Genomic DNA, 20,229 nt, shown 5'->3' with positions numbered 1-20,229 from the left:
CGGATTTGGGTTTCAAGATGTTCGACAAGATCCTGATCGCAAACCGTGGAGAGATCGCGCTGCGTGTCCTGCGCGCGGCCAAGGAACTGGGCATCGCGACGGTCGCGGTCCACTCCACCGCCGATGCCAACGCGATGCATGTGCGCCTCGCCGACGAGAGCGTCTGCATCGGCCCGCCGTCGGCGCGCGAGAGCTATCTCAACATCCCCGCGCTGATCGCCGCCTGCGAGATCACGGGCGCCGATGCCGTGCATCCCGGCTATGGCTTCCTCTCCGAGAACGCCCGCTTCGCCGAGATCCTCGAGCAGCACAACATCACCTTCATCGGCCCCAAGGCCGAGCATATCCGCAGCATGGGCGACAAGATCGAGGCCAAGCGCACCGCCAAGCGCCTCGGCATCCCCTGCGTGCCAGGCTCGGAAGGCGGCATCGCGGATGACGAGGAGGCGCTGAAGATCATTCGCGAGATCGGCTTCCCGGTCATCATCAAGGCCGCGTCGGGCGGTGGCGGCAAAGGCATGAAGGTCGTGCGGAACGAGGCGGAACTCTCCGTTCTGCTCGCCACGGCCCGCAGCGAAGCCAAGGCCAATTTCGGCGACGATGCGGTCTACATCGAGAAATATCTCGAGAAGCCGCGCCATATCGAGATCCAGGTGCTCGGCGACGGCCGCGGCCATGCGATCCATCTGGGCGAGCGCGACTGCTCGCTGCAGCGCCGCCACCAGAAGGTCTGGGAGGAAGGCCCCTCGCCCGCCCTCAACGCCAGCGAGCGCGACCGGATCGGCGAAGTCTGCGCCAAGGCGATGTGCGAATTGCAGTATCGCGGCGCAGGCACGATCGAGTTCCTCTACGAGGACGGCGAGTTCTACTTCATCGAGATGAACACTCGCATCCAGGTCGAGCATCCCGTCACCGAGATGATCACCGGCATCGACCTCGTCAACGAGCAGATCCGCATCGCCGCCGGCGCGCCGCTCTCGCTCAAGCAGTCGGACATCGTCATCGAGGGCCACGCCATCGAGTGCCGGGTCAATGCCGAGCATCCGGCGACGTTCCGCCCCTCGCCCGGCAAGATCGCCTCGTTCCACACGCCGGGCGGCCTCGGCGTGCGCGTCGATTCCGCTGCCTACCAGGGCTATACCATCCCGCCGCATTACGACTCGCTGGTCGGCAAGCTGATCGTCCACGGCCGCAACCGCGACGAGTGCCTGATGCGCCTGCGCCGCTCGCTCGACGAGTTCGTCGTTGACGGTGTCGACACGACCCTGCCGCTGTTCCGGACCCTGGTGCGCAACCCGGACATCCTCAACGGCGAATACAACATCCACTGGCTCGAGAAATTCCTCGCCGCCGGCGGCATGGGCGAATCTCAGACCTGAGAGCCCGTCCGGCCCGAAATGACAAAGCCCCCCGCATCGCGCGGGGGGCTTTTTTGTTCGCCATGGAATTGAAACCCGGGACTCACCCCGGGTTTCCCTAAAGAAGCCCGTGCCCGAGCAAAGAAGCCCGTGCCCAAGGACGGCAGCGCTTCAAATCGTCTCCAGCAGGCCCTTCATCAGCGCCTGACGCGGGGCGATCGAGGAGATCAGCGCGTATTCCTGCAGCGTATGTGCCCCGTCGCCGTCGATGCCCAACCCATCGAGGGTCGGCACACCCAGCGCGGCGGTGAAATTGCCGTCCGAACCGCCGCCCGTCATCGGGCAGTCCTGCAGGTCGAGCCCGATGCCGGCCGCGACGTTCTGCGCCTTGCCGAACAGCTCCGCCACCATCGCCGATTTCTCATAGGGCGGCCGGTTCATGCCGCCGGTGATGCGCAGCTTCACATCGGGGTCGTGCGGCTTGAGGCTGAGGATGCGGTTCTCCATCATCACGCCATCGGCGAGCGTGGTGACGCGGCAATCGACGCTGAACCAGGCATGCTGCGGGATGACGTTCGCCGCCGTTCCGCCGCCGACCAGGGCAACGCTCGTCGTGATGCCGCGGGCATAGTCGGTCATGGCCTCGACGGCGAGGATCTGGTGCGCCGCCTCACGGATGGCGCTGCGCCCATCGGCATGGCGCGACCCGGAATGGGCCGGCCGGCCTTCCAGCCTGACATCGAAGCGGCCGACGCCCTTGCGCGCCGTGACGATCCTGCCGCCTTGCCGCGCCGGCTCGGTGACCAGCACCGCTGCCGAATTCCGGCCGATCTCCTCGATCAACCCGCGGCTGGTCGGCGAACCGATCTCTTCGTCCGGCGTGAACAGGAAGACCAGCGGCCGCTTGGCGCTGCCGGCGATCGCGACCTGCTTGAAGGCCTGCAGCGCGAGCCAGGCGCCACCCTTCATGTCGTAGACGCCGGGGCCGTAGAGGCGGTCTCCCTCGATCCTGACCGGCAGCTCCTTGGAGCTCGTGCCGACCGGATGCACCGTATCGAGATGCGACATCACCGCGACCGCCGGCTGGCCGTTGTCGAGGCCGGCGCGCAGCATGACCATGTCGCCGAGCCCGTCGCGGCCGGGAATGCGCTCGAGCGCGATCGGCAGCCCTTCCACATCCTTCTGGACCAGATCCATCATGCCGTTCAGCCCGGCGGCATGGTTCGTGGGACTCTCGAGCGCAACCCAGACGGAGAGCGCGGCGGCGGCATCGTTCTGATTCATGGGGTCATGTTCTCCAAAGATGCGGAGGCCCGGAAGGCCATTTCCATGCACGGCTCGCAGGCTCCGGGCGCGGCTCAGCGGCCGGCCAGAGCCGCTTCCGCCGCCTCTGCGATCGCAAACAGCGCAGCATCGCCGCCGCCGGCCCGTGCCAGCATCAGCCCGGCCGGCGCCTCGCCCGCACGATGCATCGGCAGCGAGATCGCACAACCATCCATCATGTTGATCAGCGTCGAGTTGCGCAGCATCAGCAGGTTGATGCGGGTGAAGGCCTCGTCGTCCTCCGCGAGCTCGGCGATGGTCGGCGCGACGGTCGGCACGGTCGGCATGGCCAGCACGTCGAAGGCAGAAACCTCCTCGCGCATCGCCGCGACGAAAGCGGCCCGCGCATGAGTGAGCTCGATATAGTCGGCGCAATCCTGGTTGCGGCCGCGCAGAACCCGCGTCCGCACGCGTGGATCGTAGCCATCGCCCTTCGCCTCGATCAGGGCGCGGTGATGGGCGTAGGCCTCCGAGGCAGCGAAGCCGCCCTTGGCGTTGATCCGGGCGACTTCGGCGAAGCGTTCCAGGGGCGTATCCATCACGACGGCGCCGGCCTTCGCCAGCGACTCCAGCGCCCGGTCGAAGCTCGCCGCGACATGGGCGTCGAGCCCGTCGAGCGCGACCGTCTGCGGCACGGCGATGCGCAGCCCGCCCAGGCTGGTCGGGACCTCCTTCGGCAGCTCGGCTCCGCTCATGATCTCGTGCAGCACGCGGCAGCATTCGACGCTGTTGGCGAGCGGCCCGATCGAATCGAGCGTCTGCGACAGCGGAAAGGCACCCTCGTGCGGCACGCTGGCTGCGGTCGGCTTGTAGCCGACGATGCCGCAGAACGCCGCGGGGATGCGGCAGGAGCCGCCGGTGTCCGAGCCGATACCGGCATAGGCCATGCCGTCCGCGACCGACACGGCTGCCCCCGAAGAAGAACCGCCGGGAATGCGGCGTGTCGTGCGGTCATAGGGCGAAGCCGGCGTACCGTAATGCGGATTGAGGCCGAGCCCCGAGAAGGCGAACTCTGTCATGTTGGTCCGACCCATCACGATGAAGCCGGCGCGCCGCAGCCGTGCGATCGCCGGCGCGTCGCGCTCGGCCGGAGCCGCATCGGCCAGTACCACCGAGCCGGCCGTGGTCGTTTCGCCGGCGAGGTCGAACAGATCCTTCACCGAGATCGGGATGCCAGCGAAGGGCGACGGCGCAAGCCCCGCAGACCGTAGCTTGTCCATCGCCTCGGCCGCGGCGAGCGCCGCCTCGCGATGGACCTTGACGAAGGCGAGCTTGCCCTCCCCCTTCGGCGCGTCGATCCGAGCGAGTGCCTCGCGCACGAGGGCAAGCGCAGTGGTCCGGCCGGAGGCGAGATCGTCGGCAAGGGCGGAAAGAGTGCGAGCCATGATGTTGTCGGACCGGGTGGAGGCGGAGGATATCGAGGAGCAGGCAGGCCGCCCTTCGGAGGAAGCCGCGCATGTTTGGCATGCTGCGGACCAACAGCATAGCTATGCGCAGGCAAGGCGGCCCTACCGCCGCCACAGGCGATCCCCGCGATGTCGCAGCGAACGACATGTTCCTGTGAAATGTTTGGGGTGCGGGGTGAATTCAGCTCTTGCCAAGCCGGACCGCATTGATTAGACCCCGGCTCACCAACGCGGCGCCACGAAGCGCCACTTCGTTGGGGGATCGTCTAACGGTAGGACCCCAGACTCTGACTCTGGTTGTCTAGGTTCGAATCCTAGTCCCCCAGCCAGCCTTTTCGGCGTGGCGTTTGCAGAAAATCACCAAAATCCAGTGACGTGCGGAGCCGAGCGGTGCTTGCCGCTGCGCGCAGATTTAATCCAGCGACTTCCGGTGCCTGATGGCGCCCGAATCCGAGGCTGCGGTCAGGCGGCCTCGGATTCGAGTCGCCGGATCAGAGGTCCATTCTGAACGAGTAACTCGCGCCAAGCCCGACCGTGAACTGGTCACGCTGGCCGATCGTGCTGACAAGCGGCGAGCGCGCGGCCTGGTCGATCATGCGGTCGTAGCGCGCGAAAAGCGTCGTCGACCACTGCTCGGACCAGGTATATTCGAGCGCCGCCGCCACACCGAGGCTCTTGGCGCCGCCGGACGGCCGGTACGGGGCGATAAAGCCATTGATCAGCGATTCCGGCACGGTCACACCGAAATTGGTGCGCATGTAGGAAGCGCTTCCGAGCGAGAGCCGCGGGCCCGCCGACAGCGTGAAGCGTCCCATGCGCTCGACCCAGTCGGCCGAGAGATCGGCAACGATGCCCTGATGTCCGTTGAAGCCCTGCCGAATCTCGATGCGCGTGCGCAGCCGATCGAGGATCGGCCAGTACTCGGCGAAAATGCCGGCCTCGATCGCCCAGGGGACGTCTCGCATGCCGAAAAGCTTGACGCTGGATGAGGAGTAGCGCCCGCTTTTCCAACCTCCCGCCACGCCGAAGCTGAAGCGGTCGGTTTCATAGATCGCGAAATCGAGACTGTCGTCGGGCGCGCTGAAGCCCGCCGGCTCGCCGACGCGGCGCCAGCTGAGCGAGGGCATGAAGGAGGGGCCCACGGCATTCGCCCCTTCGTATTTGGGACCCATCTGGAACGAACCGCCGAGCGTCACGATCCAGCCCTTGGCCGGCGTTGCATCCGTCAGGGCCGGGGTCGGCTCGGCAGCCGTCGCGGACGTCGCCGCAAGCAGAACGAGGCAACCAATCTTTCCAAAACCGATACGCGACACGGTTCCTCCATGGGCGGCAAACGCGCCAAATTTCGTTCTGGCGCGCTTTCGCGACAGTGCCGCTACAAGCCCGCCAATCATTCGACCACCGTCCGGCCCACTCGAATATCGAGCTTCTTGATTCTATGCCAGAGGCTGCGTTCGGCGATGCCGAGCATCCGTGCCGCTTTCACCTGCACGCCCTCGCTCCGGCGCAGCGCCTCGATGATGAAATCCCGTTCGATCCGTTCGAGTTCAGCGTCGAGATCGCGCGGCAGTGCGTCGCGGCCAGCCCGACGCTGCCCCTCAAACAGGTCGCGCGGGAGATCCTGGACATCGATCTGGGCGGTCTTGGCGACGATGAGCGCCCGCTCGATGCAATTGTGCAGCTCGCGGATATTGCCCGGCCAGTCATGCCCCGCCATGGCCGCGAGTGCGGCCGGTGAGAAGCCGGCGACCCGCTTGCCGATCGATTCCGACAGCGTCGCCAGGAAATGTGTCGCCAGAAGCGGAATGTCTTCAGGGCGCTCGCGCAATGCGGGCAGCTGGATCGGAAAGACGTTGAGCCGATAGAACAGGTCTTCCCGAAAGCGGCCCGTAGCCACCTCTTCGCGCATGTCCTTATGCGTCGCCGCGATCAGGCGGACATCGACGCTCTGGCTGCGGTTGGCGCCCACGGGCTCGAAGCTGCGTTCCTGGACGACACGCAACAGCTTCGCCTGGATCGCAAGCGGCATGTCACCGATCTCGTCGAGGAAGAGCGTGCCGCCCTCAGCCGCCGCGAAACGGCCGACCCGATTGGCCAGCGCGCCGGTGAAGGCGCCCTTGACGTGGCCGAAGAGCTCGCTCTCCAGCAGGGTTTCAGGGATGGCGGCGCAATTCACGGCGATGAAGGGCCGCCCCCGGCGCGGGCTGTTGAAATGGATCGCCCGGGCGACCAGTTCCTTGCCCGTGCCGCTCTCTCCGTTCAGCATGACGGTCGCCCGGGTCTCGCAAACCTCGGTGACCTGCTCGATTACGCGGCGGAACGACGCGCTGTTTCCGATGAGCGTATCGAAGCTGTGGCGCCCTTCCAGCTCACTGCGCAGGCGCTCATTGTCCCGCACCACATCGGCCAGGCGCAGCGCGCGCCTGATCGTCGCCGCGACGTCCTCCATCTCGAAGGGCTTGGCGATGTAGTCGAACGCGCCTTCCTTGATGAGCTCGACCGCATCGCGCACAGCGGCGAAGGCCGTCAGGATGATGACCGGAATATCCGGCCAGCGGCTGCGCACTTCACGCAGCAGGTCGCGCCCATCCATGACCGGCAGCCGAAGATCGGTGAGCACGAGGTCGAAGCGCGACTGGTCCAGTGCCGCAAGGGCTGCCTGCACGCTCGTCACAGCGGTCGTGCGATAGCCGAGATCCTCCAGTGCGGCCGCCAGCACGTCGGCCAGACGCTCCTCGTCATCGACGACCAGGATGGTGTGGCTCAAGAGCGCCCTCCCGTTTCGGCCCGCGGCAATGCGAGGGTAAAGGCCGCACCCTCGCCCGGTGCACATTCGCAAGCAACCGTTCCGCCATGCGCCGCCGCCACGCTCTGCACCTTCGCGAGCCCCAGACCCGTACCTTTCGCCTTGGTGGTAAAGAACGGATTGAAGACCTCGCCCCGGATCGCGTMGGGAACGCCAGGTCCTTCGTCGCGGATCGTCAGCGACACCGTATCCGAATTCGCCGCCAAGCTCGCGTAGATGGTGCCACCCGAGGGCATGACATCCATGGCATTGAGGACCAGATTGAGGCAGGCTTGGTGAAGCTGGTCGGGGTCGCCGCTGATCTGGGCGCCGCCGCTCTCGTCGTCGATGTGGAGGGTGATGCCGCGCCGGGAAAGCTCGGGCGTGGCGATGGCCGCGACCCGTTCGATGACATTGCGCAACGGGAAGTGGCTGCGCACGAGCGGCCTCGGCTGAGCGAAGTCGAGAAAGTCGCGCATCAAGGTCTCGATCCGGCGAACCTCGTCGATGACATAGCCGAGCATCTTCCCTTCGGTAGCACCGAGCTTGGAGCGATTGCGCACCACTTCCGTAGACGTCTTGATGATGCCGAGCGGATTGCGAACCTCGTGCGCGATCACCATCGCCGCCTGCCCGAGCGCCGAAAGCCTGTCGCGGCGGCGCAATTCCATTTCGAGATCATGCAGCTTGCCCAGCTGCTCGGCCATTCCATTGAAGCCAGCGGCGAGCTGCGCGATCTCGCGGCCGCCGCTGGCCGTGACGCGCTGACCGAAATCACCCGCTGCAATCGCCCTGACGCCCCGGGTCAGGGCACGCAACGGCCGCACGAGCACTTCCGACATCAATATGCCGACGACAATCGCGATGCAGCTTCCGAACAGGAATATGCCGAGGAACAGCCGCTCGCGGCCGAGCTGCTCGAAGAAGCCTGCCTCGCTGCGCAGGCCGATGAAGCTGATCGCCGCCAGCTTGCCGTCTATGCCGCGAAAGCCGGTATAGACGGCTCTGTAGCCCCCGCCATCGGCGTCCGCATCGAAGATTTCATCCTCGCCGGCATCGAGCCGCGTCAGGATCGCCTTGGGCACGGTGATCTGCCGATCGTTATGCGTCTGCACGATCGGTTCGAGCTCGCCGCCGAAGTCGGAGAACAGGTGCACCTCGAGCGAGGTGACCACTTTGATCCCGCCCAGGTAATTGTCGTCGAGCCACGAGCCCACGAGAAGGTTGGCCGATTGCCCGTTGATCTGAATGGACTGGACGGCTCCCGCCATGATCCAGCGCCGGCCGTCGGCAATGATCCTGAACAATCCCTGCCCCGTCTTCTCGGGCAGAGACCCGACCGAAGAGAAACGGCGCGAGGAGAAGATGACTTCCCCGCCGGGTCGATAGACCGCAATGAGATCGTAGCCGACCGAGCTCAGCACACCGAATTCGCGCTCGACGGTATGCTGCATCTTGACGTCGCTCGGGCTCCGTTCCAGCCGGCTCCCGATGACGCCGGCAACGCGCTGCGCCTCCTGCGCGGCTTCGGCGACCTCCAGCCCGAAGAAGCGCGAAGTCTCGCCCAGCCAATGCGCGACATTGTCCTCGAACGCGTTGGAAATCAGCTTCGCGGCGACAAAGGCCGACGCCAGCATCGCCGGCACGATGACCAGCAGGAAGCCGATCACCAGCCTGAGCCTGAGCGTCGTCATCCGGGTAGACACGACAGGCCCCGGAACGACGCTCGGCCACCTCCCCGTTCGGCGCTTCGTGATCTCGCGGCGTTCACGGCTGCCTCGTCCAGGTATCGTCGTCGCAGATCAGGCCGCCGAGGACGCAGCCGCGGACCACCAATGTGCTCTGCGCCGCAAGCTCCATCGTCGTGCGGTAAGTCTTGCCGTCGGCGGGATTGTAGCCCTCCCCGGCCAGTTTCCCGTCCCCGCCGGGAGAAAACCTGCTCAGAACCTCGATGCCCAGGAGCGAGCGAGCACGCAGCTTCGCGTCGGGATTGAAGCGGTCGAAACGCGGCTCCTTCAGCCAGACGATCCGGCCGCACAGCGCTGCGCCGCAGCGGGCGATCGCAATCTCCGACTCCCCGTCGGAATCGCGCCAGCGACCGACGACATCCGACATCGGATCGGCGCGGGCCGGCAGAGGGCCCATCAGCGCCGCCGCAACGAACGCGATTTGCAGGCTACGGCTGCTCATCGTCACTCTCCCCACCGAGCAGGATCACTCCGGCGATAATCAAGGCAATGCCCATGGCGCGCATCAGATCGATCCGCTCGCCGAAGGCCGCCCAGGCGAACAACGGCACGGTGATATAGACCAATCCGGTCATCGGGAAGGCACGGCTGAGCGGCATGTCGCGCAGGATCGCCATCCACACCACGAAGGTTCCGAGATAGCCAACGACTGCAAACCAGACGCCGGGGAGCTCCAGCGATCGCGTCAGCATCGCGAGGCCGAAATCCATGTCGCCGAGCCCATCGGCGCCCCATTTGAAGGCGAGCTGCGTTCCGGTGTCGAGTCCGATGAACGCCAGCCAGATTGCTAGCTGGCGCCAGCGCGAGGGCGCTTCGGCAGGTGTGACGGCACTCATGCGGCTTTCTTTCCGGCGTGTTCGGCAAGATCGGGATCGAAGCGGTCGAAGCCGAGCCAGGGGCTAAGCGAGCGCAGCGCCCATTGCAGGGGCGCGCGGCGATGGCGGACATGGATGGTGGAGGGAACGAGCCGGCTGCCGAAACGGAGCTTGGATGCGTAGGCGGTCTGGCCACTCTGGAACAGGCGGATGCCGCGCTCGAGACAGAAGCGCACATTCGCCATCCAGCTCACGACGTAGAGATTGTGCTCACGCGCGAGCGGGTAACGCATGCCCAGGAACTTATCGATGACGCGATCGGCCTCGACCAGCAGCAGGTTGAACGCCGCAAGCTCGCCTCCGATCCAGTAGAGCGCAAAAACGGCCTGCTCGCCCAGAGCCCGCGAGATCCCGGCAAAATAGCCGGGCGGCAGGAGCTCAAGCTCGCCATAGTCCAAGCCGCTTTGGGCGCGCGTGGATTCGTAGAGGGCGTCGATCTCCCGCTCGAGCCCGGCGATGTCGGTACGGAACTCGATCCGGACTTCGCCAGCCTTGGAGAGCTTGCGCCTGATGTCCTTGCGCGTTGCTGCTGACAGCGACGCCAGATAGGCAGATTCGCCCGGGAAAGGCAGATCGAGTACGGCGACCGGCAGGCTGGCCAGGCGCGCAAAGCCTGCCCGGGAAAGGAAGGCGCCAGCCTCCCGCTCCTGCTCCGGCGCCAGATCCTTCCAGACGACGAGATGCGCGCCTTCGGCCGCGGCCTGCCGCTGGAGGGTTTCAGCCAGCTGCCGAAAGGCCGCGGCGCGGCCGGCTGTATCCAGCCGCGGCGAAAAGCCGAGATGGCAGCGCTCGCCATAGGGAGAGCCGACGCAGAGCGCCTTGAGGGTGACAAGGCCCGGCACATGGCGAAACAGCGCATCGCCAAGCCCGCGCAGCCTGCCTTGAAGCGGCGTATCGAGTCGGTAGTTCAGTCGGAAAAAGGGCGCGACCGCGACCACCTCGCCTTGCGTCTCGACGACGACCGCCGGCATGCGCAGCCCAATCCCGGAGGAAGCTGCCGCCGCCTCGCAGGCGCTGTAGTAGGCGTGGCACTCCGCCTCGCCGGGCAAGCACGCATCCCAAGCCGCGGGATCGATTGCGGCCACGCTTTCGACGATTCGGGCGGCAAGCGGGTTCATTCGGCCGCGACGACGCGCAGTCCCGCCGCCTTCTCCCGGACCTCCCGCTTCGCAAGCCGTGCCGCGAGCGCCAGCGAGCGCTCGACGACAATGCCGCGCTGCTGGTCGATCGTGACGAGGTGATAGCTGTCGTCGAGGATGACGGCATCGACGAGGCCGCCGAGCCGGCGTTGGATGTAGAACGCATTCGACAGGCTGGCGACATCGTCCTCGCGGGCGTGGACGAGCAAGGCCGGGCAAGTGATGGCCGGCATCTCGCGTCGCGTCTGGGCGATCAGCGCCCACATCTGCTGGAGCGCGCCGGACGGCGTGCCGAGCAGACCCGCCTCAGAACTGTCGCCGCGGGTGATCGCGGCGGTGATCAGCGCGCGCGTGCGCAGATCCTTGACGCCATAAGGCTCGCGCTCGACGAAGCTGTAGCGGCGGCCGATGGGCGTGTTGATCAGCCACTTCAGCAGGAAGGCGTAACGCGGGATCGACCAGCCATCGTACCAGAGCGTGGGCGCGTAGAGAGCCAGGCCATCGACGGCTTCGGGCCGCGCGGCAGCGACATGCATCGCCAGGACCGCGCCCATCGAAAGGCCCCCGACGATGACGCGGTCGCAGATCAGGCGCATCCGGTCGAGCTCGTCGATGACGCTCTGGGCCCAATCGCGCCAGCCCGTCGCCAGCAGCTCGCTTTCTCCAGCGCAATGGCCCGCGAGCTGCGGGCAGTGCACCGTGTGGCCGGCCTGATTGAGCGCACGCGCCACGAGGCGCATCTCGGTCGGGGTTCCGCCCAAACCGTGGATCAGGAGGAAGCCGGTCCGGCCGCCGGCATAGCGAAGGCTGAAATCGCGCGTCGTCACGTCTCGTTCCGTCAGACTGTTCGAGCGACGATGACCACGCCGCAGGTGATGAGGAAAGCTCCGGCCCATTGCCGGGAACCGACACGCTCGCCGAGCAGAACCGCGCTGGCGAAGGTGATGGCGAGGAAATTGAGGCTGGCGATGGGAAAGGCGATCGAGAGCGGCACCTCGGCGAGGATTCGCAGCCAGATGAAGAACTCCGCCACATAGGTCAGCACGCCAGCCATCGCCCAGCCGGAGCGGCCGAGCGCGACGGTGAGCTCGCGCAGTCCCGCGCCCTGCGGCAACCTGTCGGCACCGAGCTTGAGGCAGAGCTGGCCGACGACGTCGCAGACGATCGACAGGACGAACCAGAGGACGATGTTCACGGTCACGGCAGCACCCGCGCAAAGCAGTCGATGAGTTCGGCATTCACCCGGGCATTGACGGCGAGCTCTTCCGGAGAAGGCCGCAGCGGCCGCGGGTGATCGAAGTAGGCGAGCGTCGCGCGGAATGGATCGGAGAAGCGCGGCTCGGACCAGTCGCCGCAGACATCCACCCCGACGACGCGACGTGCGCCCGCCAGGCGCTCGATCGCGGCGAGCAGATGAGCGAACGGCAGATCGCCCTGGTCCCAGTTGGTCAGCGCCTCGTCCCGCCCCAGGACGTCCTTGTCGATGCTGAGCCAGATGTCCCCGGTCGGGATCGTGGCGACGAGGTCGTCGAGGAAATGAGCCCAGTCCTCATCGGCCAGATTGCGCCAATGCAGATGGTTTCCCTCCTGCCGGAAGCTCGCAGCCGTTCCGTACCGGCCCCAGACGCGGGAAGGTTCGTGCCGCCACGGATAGAGCGCGATCCGCTCCTCGGCGACTGCCCTGAGATTGGCGAACTGCCATTCCGGGCGCACGAGATCGCCACTGCAGGGACCGATGGTGATGACCTTGCGGACCTGGGGCAGCTCCAGCGCCCGGTTGACCCAGGCGCCGCAATTGACCGTCGCGGGAAACTGCACCCAGTCGGGATGGTTGTCGAAATGGACGACCGTCACCGGCTCGGCGACGCCTGCGATCAGCAGCGCCGCGAGGTGATGGAAATCCCCGGAACCGTAGAAGTAGACCGGTGGTCCGCTCCCGCCCCTGTCCTCGGCCGCCAGTTGCTCCAGCAGGCGCGCGCGCGCGCCGCGGCTCGCCACGATGCGCAGACGCGCGGCGAGACGCGTCGCATCGATGCGGGAAGCTTCCCCCGCATCGATGCGACGGCGCAGCGGCTCTTGCCGCGCGACGCTGCCGTCGAGATCGATCACCTGCAGGCGCAACAGCCGTCTCCGGTCGGATCAGGCGCCAGCCACGCGGGCGAAGAGCTGGTCCAGGAGGGCGATCGCCAGATCGATCTCCTCGTAGCTCATGGTCAGAGCCGGCGCGAGAGTGATGACGTTCTTGTAGTAGCCGCCGATATCGAGCACGAGGCCGTAGCGCCGGCCATCGATCTCCAGATCGGCCTTCATGCCCTCGTCGCACATCAGGTCGACCAACCGCTTCGACGGCGTATAGCTGTCATGCGGCTCGCAGATCTCGATGCGCAGGGCCATGCCGAGGCCGTCGACCTCGCCGACGATCTTGTGCCGGCGCTTCAACTCCTGGAGCCCGTCGAGGAAATACGCGCCCTTGGCCATGACCATGGTCTCGTAGTCTTCCTCGTGCATCATCTTCATCGCCTCGAGCGCCACGGCGGTGCCGAGCGGGTTGGCGTTGAAGGTCGAATGCGTGGAGCCCGGCGGGAAGACGGTCGGGTTGATCAACGCCTCCTTGGCCCAGATGCCGGAGAGCGGGTTGAGCCCGTTGGTGACGGCCTTGCCGAAGACGATCACGTCCGGCTGGACGCCGAAATGCTCGATCGACCAGAGCTTTCCGGTCCGGTAGAAGCCCATCTGGATCTCGTCGACGACGAGCAGGATGCCGTGGTCGTCGAGCACCTTCTTCAAGCCGGTGAAGAAGTTGGGCGGCGGAATGACGTAGCCGCCCGTGCCCTGCAGCGGCTCGACGTAGAAGGCTGCATATTCGGCCTGGCCGACCTTGGGATCCCAGACGCCGTTATATTCGCTCTCGAAGAGCCGGGCGAACTGCTGCACGCAATGCTCGCCATACTCTTCCTTGCTCATGCCCTTCGGCCCGCGGAAATGGTAGGGGAACGGGATGAAGTGTGCGCGTTCGCCGAAATGGCCGAAGCGGCGGCGATAGCGGTAGGACGAGGTGATGGCGGAGGCGCCGAGCGTGCGGCCGTGATAGCCACCCTCGAAGGCGAACATCAGGCTCTTGCCGTTCGAGGCGTTGCGCACGAGCTTGAGCGAATCCTCGACCGCCTGCGCGCCGCCGACATTGAAGTGGACGCGCCCCTTGGCGCCGAACTTGCGCTGCGCATCCTTGGCGATCATCGCCGCGAGTTCGATCTTCTCGCGATGGAGATACTGGCTCGCGACCTGCGGCAGCGTGTCGATCTGGCGCTTGAGCGCATTGTTGAGGCGCGGATTGGCGTAGCCGAAATTGACGGCCGAGTACCACATCTGCAGGTCGAGGAAGCGGTTGCCGGCAGCATCGAGCATGAAGGAGCCCTCGCAGCCCGAGAAGATCTTCGGGAACTGCGTGTAGTGCACGGTATCGCCATGCGAGCAGAACTCCGCCTCGAGCGCGAGCAGGCGGGCCTCCTCGGCGGTAACCGAGGCCAAGTTCACCGCAGCGGGAGCGGCTGCGGTGCGGCCGTGCTGGGGAAATCCGTCATCCATTGATCAAGTCCTTGATGTGATGGCTCGCTGCGGCCGGAACGACGCCGGTCAGCATGTCGTCCAGGATGCGCGCCGCTTCGGCGAGCCGGGAGAATGGGCGGTGTTCCACCCCGGCCTGGTCGCAATGGGCGATCAGGCCGTTCTTGGCGAAGATGAGGTCGGCGCGCTCGGCCAGGCAGAAATCGGACCGGCCGTCGCCGACCAGGATGGTGGCAGGCCGCCCCAAGCTGCTGGCCACGCTGCATTTGCAGGTTCCGCTGCTGCAGCTGCCGTCACGGGACGCGTGTGGCGAGGTCAGGCGCCAGCGATCCGCACCAACCGGTTCGAGGTGATTGGCGATGACCGGCAGTCCGGCGAGTCCGGCCCGGCGAAGCACGGTATGAATCGTGCGATCGAGCCCGTCCGAAACCACGGTCACCGGCACGCCGTGGCGCTGGCAGACCCGGACGAAGAAGGCAAATCCCCAGTCGATCGCGAAGCTCTCGACGAAGCGGTCGAAGACATCGGGCGAGGCGCGCAGCAGCGCGATCTGCCGCTCCATGCACTCCCGCGATCCGATGCGTCCCGCGACCCAGTCATCCTCGATCGCTTCCCAACCGGGTTCGGCGAATCGGGCCAGGACGCAGTCCGTCGTGTCCTTCTCTGAAATCGTGCCGTCGAAATCGACGATGGCCTGCCATTGCATCTGCGCGGAAGCTCCCGTTTCGCGGAGCTGCCAATGGCAAGCGTCATGCCATCGCACAATGCATTGATTTAATTATGATTTCTTACAAGCAAGCGCGTCGGGCAGCTCTTGAAATTGGGGTATCCATCAAATTTTGGAGCATCCTGACGCTGGAGCATGAAGCCGGGCGTGCACGCCGAAGAGATTCGGCGACAGGCGCCGCAAGACGCGCCTATCCCGCGCTCAGCGTTCGCCGCACCGCGTCCCGCCAGCCCCTGACTTTGCGCTCGCGCTGGCTCGCCGCCATGGCGGGCGAGAAGCGACGCTCCAGCCGCCATTGGTCGGCAAAGCGCCCCGGCTCCGGCAGAAGCCCGGCGTCGAGCCCGGCAAGATAGGCTGCGCCCAGTGCCGTCGTCTCGAGCACCGTCGGCCGGTCGACCGGCAGGTCGAGGATGTCAGCGAGGCGCTGCATCGTCCAGTCCGACGCGACCATGCCGCCATCGACCCTCAGCACCGAGCGACCGCCCTGCCCGGCTTCCGGCCAGTCGGCATGCATCGCCTCGATCAGGTCGAGCGTCTGGTAGCAGACGCTTTCAAGGGCGGCGCGCGCAAACTCGCGCGGCCCCGAATTGCGGGTCAGGCCGAACATCGCGCCACGTGCGTGGGCGTCCCAGTGCGGTGCGCCGAGGCCGACGAAGGCCGGCACCAGATAGACGTCCTGCTCGGGATCGGCCGCCTCCGCCAGCGGGCCGGTGTCGCTGGCTTTCTCGATGATGCCCAGTCCGTCGCGCAGCCATTGCACCGCAGCACCCGCAATGAAGATCGAGCCTTCGAGCGCATAGGTCCGCTTGCCGCCGAGCTGGTAGGCGACCGTGCTGAGCAGGCGATGCTTCGAGCGGACCGGCGTGTCGCCGGTATTGAGCAGCGCGAAGCAACCGGTGCCGTAGGTCGACTTCACCATCCCCGGCGTGAAGCAGGCCTGCCCGATCGTCGCCGCCTGCTGGTCTCCCGCGATACCGCGCACCGGGATCGGCTTTCCGAACAGCTCCGGCGCCGTATCGCCGAAATGGGTGGCGCAGTCGCGCACCTCCGGCAGAATCGCCGCCGGGATGTCGAAGAGGTCCAGGAGCTCCGGGTCCCAGATGCCACGGCCGATATCGAACAGCATGGTGCGCGCCGCATTGGTGGAGTCGGTGGCGTGTACCGCTCCGCCCGTCAGCCGCCACAGCAGGAAGGAATCGATGGTGCCGAAGGCGAGTTCGCCTGCTTCGGCCCGCCGCCGTGCGCCCGGCACGTTGTGCAGCAGCCAGGCGATCTTGGTCGCCGAGAAATAGGGGTCGATGCGCAGGCCGGTACGCTCGGCCACGAGGTTCTCGTGGCCAGCCGCGACGAGACCGGCGCAGGCCTGCGCCGTGCGCCGGTCCTGCCACACGATGGCGCGGTGAATCGCCTTGCCCGTCCGGCGGTCCCAGATCAGCGTCGTCTCGCGCTGGTTGGTGATTCCGATTCCCGCGATGTCGCCCGCATGCAGCCCGGCCCTGGCGATCGCTTCGCGGGCCGTCGCCAGCACGCTCTCCCAGATATCCTCAGGCTCATGCTCGACCCAGCCGGATGCCGGGAAATGCTGCGGAAACTCCTGCTGGGCGGCCGAGGCGACCGCGAGCGAGGCATCGAACAGGATCGCCCGCGAGGATGTCGTTCCCTGGTCGATGGCGAGGATGTGTCTGGCAGCCATGGCGAATCTCTTGCCCTTCATGCGTCTTGGCCGGCAGGCGGGCCGGCCGGCGGACACTGGCCGATCAGCCGCCGCTCACGCAAGGCCGGGCGGTGCCTCTGCAAGGTTCCGCTTGGCATGGGGCTTGCCCTGTAGTTACCTTGACGACGAAGCAACCGGCCGCACGACGCTGCGGCCCCTGTCCAGCCCCGTGCTGACAGGTCGAGGGATTGGAAACGGTGGCGGTCGAGGACCGGCAGCAACGGGACGTCACGCATGTGGCGTCGCCGCATAGGCATACCACCGATCCGCAACGGGCCGGTGGCGCATCTGTTTCCGCCGCCTTCAAGAGCTACAACCCGGCATCGATCGATCAGCAGCCCGCCGCGACCTATGCAGCGCTGGATCTCGGCACCAACAATTGCCGGCTCCTGATCGCGCGCCCGGCGCAGCATGGCTTTCGGGTCGTCGATGCGTTTTCCCGCATCGTCCGCCTTGGCGAAGGGCTCGCTGCCAGCAGCCGCCTGGCCGATGCGGCGATGGACCGTGCGGTCGAGGCGCTGAAGATCTGCCGCGGCAAGATGGCGAATCGCGGGGTCACCCGTGCCCGCCTCGTCACCACCGAAGCGTGCCGTGCGGCGACCAACGGACTGGACTTCATCCGCCGCGTCGCAGCCGAGGCCGAGCTCTCGCTCGAAATCATCGACCAGCGCACCGAGGCGGCGCTCGCCGTCTCCGGCTGCGCGGCGCTGACCGACCCGGCGGCCGAGAGCGTCATCGTCTTCGACATCGGCGGCGGATCGACCGAGATCGTCTGGCTCGGCGGGCGCAGCGAGGCGCGCGACCCTGCCGCCCGTATCCGCGAATGGGCCTCGCTGCCGATCGGCGTCGTTATCGTGGCTGAACGCTACGGCGGTATCGAGGTCAGCCGCGAGCTCTTCGAACAGATGGTTCAGGATTGCACGCAAGCGCTTGAGCCATTTGCAAAAAAGGCTTCTGCCGCCTGCGGCTCAAAGGGCTTCCACCTGCTTGGAACCTCCGGCACGGTGACGACCGTCGCCGGCATCCATCTCGACCTGCCCCGCTATGACCGCCGCGAGGTCGACGGGCTGTGGATGCACCAGCACGACGTCGCCGCCGTCATCGACCGTCTGATCGATATGGATTATGCCGCCCGGGCGGCCAATGCCTGCATCGGCCGCGAACGCGCGGATCTGGTGCTCGCCGGCTGTGCGATTTTCGAGGCGATTCACCGCGCCTTCCCGAGCGAGCGCGTCCGCATCGCCGATCGCGGACTGCGCGAAGGCATCCTGCTACGCATGATGCACGAAGACCGTGCCTGGTGGCGGCGGAAATAGGTTAAGGGCCCATGAGTATCGGAAAATCGGGTGGCAAGACCGGCGACGGCAAAGCCTCCGCAGGTGCGCGCGACATGCGCGTCAAGGTGAAGAAGGCCGGCAAGCTCAAGCATTCCTCGCAGCTCTGGCTCGAGCGCCAGCTCAACGACCCCTATGTGAAGCGGGCCAAGGAACTGGGCTACCGCTCCCGCGCGGCCTTCAAGCTCGAGGAGATGGACGACCGCTACAAGTTCCTGAAGCCCGGCCAACGCCTGCTCGATCTCGGCTGCGCGCCGGGCGGCTGGTGCCAGGTCGCGGCCAAGCGCATCGGGCTCGAACGAGGCAAGGGCCGCATCGTCGGCATCGATCTGCTGCCCGTCGATCCGATCCCCGGCGTCGACCTGATCGAACTCGATTTCATGGCCGAGGAGGCCCCGGCCCTGCTGACCGAACGCCTCGGCGGACAAGCCGACGGCGTCATGTCCGACATGGCTGCCAATACCACCGGCCACAAGAAGACCGACCATCTCAAGATCATCGCGCTCGCCGAAGCAGCGCTGGAATTCTCACACAGCGTGCTGGCGCCGGGCGGCTTCTTCCTCGCCAAGCTGTTCCAGGGCGGAGATAGCGCCGAACTTCTTGCCGGCCTGAAGCGCGACTTCACCATCGTGCGGAACGTCAAGCCGGCCGCGAGCCGCGCCGATTCCTCCGAACTGTATGTGCTGGCGACCGGCTATCGCCGAAAGCAGGCCGACGAAACCGCAGGCGCCTGAAGGCGACCCAAGCCAGCTGTTCAGGGCGCCGGAGCCTCTACTCCAGCGGCTTCTGGTCAGCGAGCGCCTCGGCCGTGACCTTGCGCGCGCTCACCGGGACGTGACCCGAAACCTCGGTTCCGGCGTCGGGGGCAAGCTGCACCATCCAGAGCACCGAGGAAGCCGACACCAGCCCGACGATCGCGAAGGCCGGCCAGAAATCGCCGGCTGCGAGCGCCTTGCCGCCATTGAAGGTGTTGGCGGCCTCCAGCGCGAAGGCGCCGATGGTCACGCCCATGCTCAGCGAGAGCTGCTGGGCGACGCTCGACAGGCTCGTCGCGCTCGACATGTCGCGGTTGGAGACGTCGGCATAGCTGAGCGCGTTGATGCCGGTGAACTGCAGCGAGCGGAAGCAGCCGCCGATCAGCAGCACGGAGAGCATGATCGCATGCGGCGTGGTCGGGGTGAACAGGCCGGAGGCGGCAAGAAAGGCGGCGCCGATCACGGCATTGATGGCCAGCACGCTGCGAAAGCCGTAGCGCGCCAGAATCGTCCTCGCCAGCGTCTTCATGATCAGCGCGCCTGCTGCCGAAACGAAGGTGATCAGGCCCGACTGCAAGGCGTCGAGCCCGAAGCCGAGCTGCAGCATCAGCGGCAGCAGGAAGGGGATCGCGCCGATGCCGGTGCGGAAGATCGAGCCGCCGATGACACCGATCCGGAAGGTCGGAATCCGGAACAGCGACAGATTGAGCACCGGATAGGGCACCCGCCGGGCATGGAACCAGTAGGCCGCCAGCGCCGCCGCCCCGGCCAGCACGCAACCATAGGAAACGACTTGAGGAACCAGATGCCGGCCGCCCGTCGCCAGGCCCAGCATCAGGCTGGCAAAGCCGAAGGAGGACAGCAGAAAGCCCTTCACATCCAGCGGCGCGACGTCCTCCTCGCGGATATCCTCGAAGAACAGGCTCGACAGCACGATGCCGATAACGCCGATGGGAATGTTGATGAAGAAGATCCAGCGCCAGTCGAAATAGGTGGTGATGAAGCCGCCGAGCGGCGGCCCCACGACAGGTCCGACCAGCGCCGGGACCGTCAGATAGGCCAGCGCGCCGACGATCTCGGACTTGCTGACGCTGCGCAGGATGACGAGGCGCCCGACCGGGACCATCATCGCTCCGCCCATGCCCTGAACGAAGCGCGCGCCGACGAAGGTGCCGAGCGAGTTCGATACGGCGCAGAGAATCGAGCCGAGCATGAAGACGCAGAGCGCCGAGCGGAAGATCGTGCGGGCGCCGAAGCGGTCGGCCATCCAGCCCGAGATCGGGATGAAGACGGCGAGACTCACCAGATAGGAGGTCAGAGCGAGCTTCAGCGCGATCGGGTCCTCGCCCAGCGACTTGGCGATCACCGGCAACGAGGTCGCGATCACGGTCGAGTCGGTGTTCTCCATGAACAGCGCGCAGGCGACGATGAGAGGAAGCAGTTTGGCGCGTTGCAAGGCGATAACCTTCCGCACTCACACTGATGTGAGCGGCGTTGAAAT

Annotated in this window: 18 protein-coding genes and 1 tRNA gene; 4 read left to right on the top strand and 15 right to left on the bottom strand. The window is 66.4% G+C overall.

Going from position 1 to position 20,229, the window contains the following annotated elements:
• The first annotated feature begins 17 nt into the window (after positions 1–17).
• Complete coding sequence (accC, locus tag AC1DIN_RS14715) at positions 18–1,379, top strand: acetyl-CoA carboxylase biotin carboxylase subunit (RefSeq protein WP_441470923.1); 1,362 nt, start codon at positions 18–20, stop codon at positions 1,377–1,379.
• 150 nt (positions 1,380–1,529) lie between these two features.
• Here the strand turns inward: accC and AC1DIN_RS14710 are convergent, their stop codons facing one another.
• On the bottom strand, positions 1,530–2,642 hold the full coding sequence (locus AC1DIN_RS14710) for a M20 family metallopeptidase (RefSeq protein WP_476810307.1): 1,113 nt from the start codon (positions 2,640–2,642) through the stop codon (positions 1,530–1,532).
• 74 nt (positions 2,643–2,716) lie between these two features.
• Positions 2,717–4,066 (bottom strand): amidase, encoded by a 1,350-nt coding sequence (locus tag AC1DIN_RS14705; protein WP_476810306.1) that lies wholly within the window; start codon positions 4,064–4,066, stop codon positions 2,717–2,719.
• 276 nt (positions 4,067–4,342) lie between these two features.
• Here AC1DIN_RS14705 and AC1DIN_RS14700 point away from each other — a divergent pair.
• Positions 4,343–4,416 (top strand) — tRNA-Gln (locus tag AC1DIN_RS14700).
• Between the two features lie 162 nt (positions 4,417–4,578).
• On the opposite strand, the gene AC1DIN_RS14695 is transcribed toward AC1DIN_RS14700, so the two are convergent.
• The 12 genes from AC1DIN_RS14695 to glpK all read right to left on the bottom strand — a co-directional run bounded on the left by AC1DIN_RS14695 (position 4,579) and on the right by glpK (position 16,618).
• Positions 4,579–5,400, bottom strand: a complete 822-nt coding sequence (locus tag AC1DIN_RS14695) for a MipA/OmpV family protein (protein ID WP_476810305.1) — start codon at positions 5,398–5,400, stop codon at positions 4,579–4,581.
• Positions 5,401–5,477: 77 nt separating this feature from the next.
• Entirely contained in the window at positions 5,478–6,854 is a 1,377-nt protein-coding gene (locus tag AC1DIN_RS14690) for a sigma-54-dependent transcriptional regulator (protein ID WP_441470917.1), read from the bottom strand.
• On the bottom strand, positions 6,851–8,578 hold the full coding sequence (locus AC1DIN_RS14685; RefSeq protein ID WP_476810304.1) for a sensor histidine kinase: 1,728 nt from the start codon (positions 8,576–8,578) through the stop codon (positions 6,851–6,853). Before AC1DIN_RS14685 ends, AC1DIN_RS14690 begins: the two co-directional genes overlap by 4 nt.
• 61 nt (positions 8,579–8,639) lie before the next feature.
• Positions 8,640–9,062 carry a DUF2147 domain-containing protein gene (locus AC1DIN_RS14680; protein WP_441470915.1) on the bottom strand — a complete coding sequence of 141 codons (423 nt, stop codon included), beginning with the start codon at positions 9,060–9,062 and terminating at the stop codon, positions 8,640–8,642.
• Positions 9,049–9,456 carry a DMT family transporter gene (locus AC1DIN_RS14675; RefSeq protein WP_476810303.1) on the bottom strand — a complete coding sequence of 136 codons (408 nt, stop codon included), beginning with the start codon at positions 9,454–9,456 and terminating at the stop codon, positions 9,049–9,051. The genes AC1DIN_RS14680 and AC1DIN_RS14675 overlap by 14 nt, the downstream gene beginning before the upstream one ends.
• A complete protein-coding gene (locus AC1DIN_RS14670) occupies positions 9,453–10,544 on the bottom strand; it encodes a GNAT family N-acetyltransferase (RefSeq protein WP_476810302.1) in 1,092 nt (363 codons plus the stop codon). The genes AC1DIN_RS14675 and AC1DIN_RS14670 overlap by 4 nt, the downstream gene beginning before the upstream one ends.
• A 65-nt stretch (positions 10,545–10,609) precedes the next feature.
• Positions 10,610–11,461 (bottom strand): alpha/beta hydrolase, encoded by an 852-nt coding sequence (locus tag AC1DIN_RS14665; protein WP_441470912.1) that lies wholly within the window; start codon positions 11,459–11,461, stop codon positions 10,610–10,612.
• 11 nt (positions 11,462–11,472) lie between these two features.
• Entirely contained in the window at positions 11,473–11,835 is a 363-nt protein-coding gene (locus tag AC1DIN_RS14660) for an EamA family transporter (protein WP_476810301.1), read from the bottom strand.
• Positions 11,832–12,755: an arginase family protein gene (locus AC1DIN_RS14655; protein WP_476810300.1), complete on the bottom strand. Its 924-nt coding sequence runs from the start codon at positions 12,753–12,755 to the stop codon at positions 11,832–11,834. The genes AC1DIN_RS14660 and AC1DIN_RS14655 overlap by 4 nt, the downstream gene beginning before the upstream one ends.
• 18 nt (positions 12,756–12,773) lie before the next feature.
• Positions 12,774–14,219 (bottom strand): aspartate aminotransferase family protein, encoded by a 1,446-nt coding sequence (locus AC1DIN_RS14650; RefSeq protein WP_476810299.1) that lies wholly within the window; start codon positions 14,217–14,219, stop codon positions 12,774–12,776.
• Positions 14,212–14,904: an MtnX-like HAD-IB family phosphatase gene (locus tag AC1DIN_RS14645; protein ID WP_476810298.1), complete on the bottom strand. Its 693-nt coding sequence runs from the start codon at positions 14,902–14,904 to the stop codon at positions 14,212–14,214. Before AC1DIN_RS14645 ends, AC1DIN_RS14650 begins: the two co-directional genes overlap by 8 nt.
• 211 nt (positions 14,905–15,115) lie before the next feature.
• A complete protein-coding gene (glpK, locus tag AC1DIN_RS14640; RefSeq protein ID WP_476810297.1) occupies positions 15,116–16,618 on the bottom strand; it encodes a glycerol kinase GlpK in 1,503 nt (500 codons plus the stop codon).
• A 218-nt stretch (positions 16,619–16,836) separates the two neighbouring features.
• On the opposite strand from glpK, the gene AC1DIN_RS14635 reads away from it, so the two are divergent.
• Together AC1DIN_RS14635 and AC1DIN_RS14630 are read left to right on the top strand one after the other, a co-directional pair.
• The gene (locus AC1DIN_RS14635) at positions 16,837–17,955 is read left to right on the top strand and encodes a Ppx/GppA phosphatase family protein (protein WP_476810296.1); all 1,119 of its coding nucleotides are present in this window, start codon (positions 16,837–16,839) and stop codon (positions 17,953–17,955) included.
• A gap of 11 nt (positions 17,956–17,966) precedes the next feature.
• Positions 17,967–18,707: an RlmE family RNA methyltransferase gene (locus tag AC1DIN_RS14630; RefSeq protein ID WP_476810295.1), complete on the top strand. Its 741-nt coding sequence runs from the start codon at positions 17,967–17,969 to the stop codon at positions 18,705–18,707.
• Positions 18,708–18,744: 37 nt separating this feature from the next.
• Here the strand turns inward: AC1DIN_RS14630 and AC1DIN_RS14625 are convergent, their stop codons facing one another.
• Positions 18,745–20,184, bottom strand: a complete 1,440-nt coding sequence (locus AC1DIN_RS14625; RefSeq protein WP_476810294.1) for a DHA2 family efflux MFS transporter permease subunit — start codon at positions 20,182–20,184, stop codon at positions 18,745–18,747.
• Positions 20,185–20,229 lie beyond the last annotated feature (45 nt).

It is taken from the genome of Allobosea sp. 05T438 (assembly GCF_056396025.1).
The sequence above is the reverse complement of the archived record's forward strand: the minus strand, read 5'-3'. Positions and strand labels throughout refer to the sequence as shown.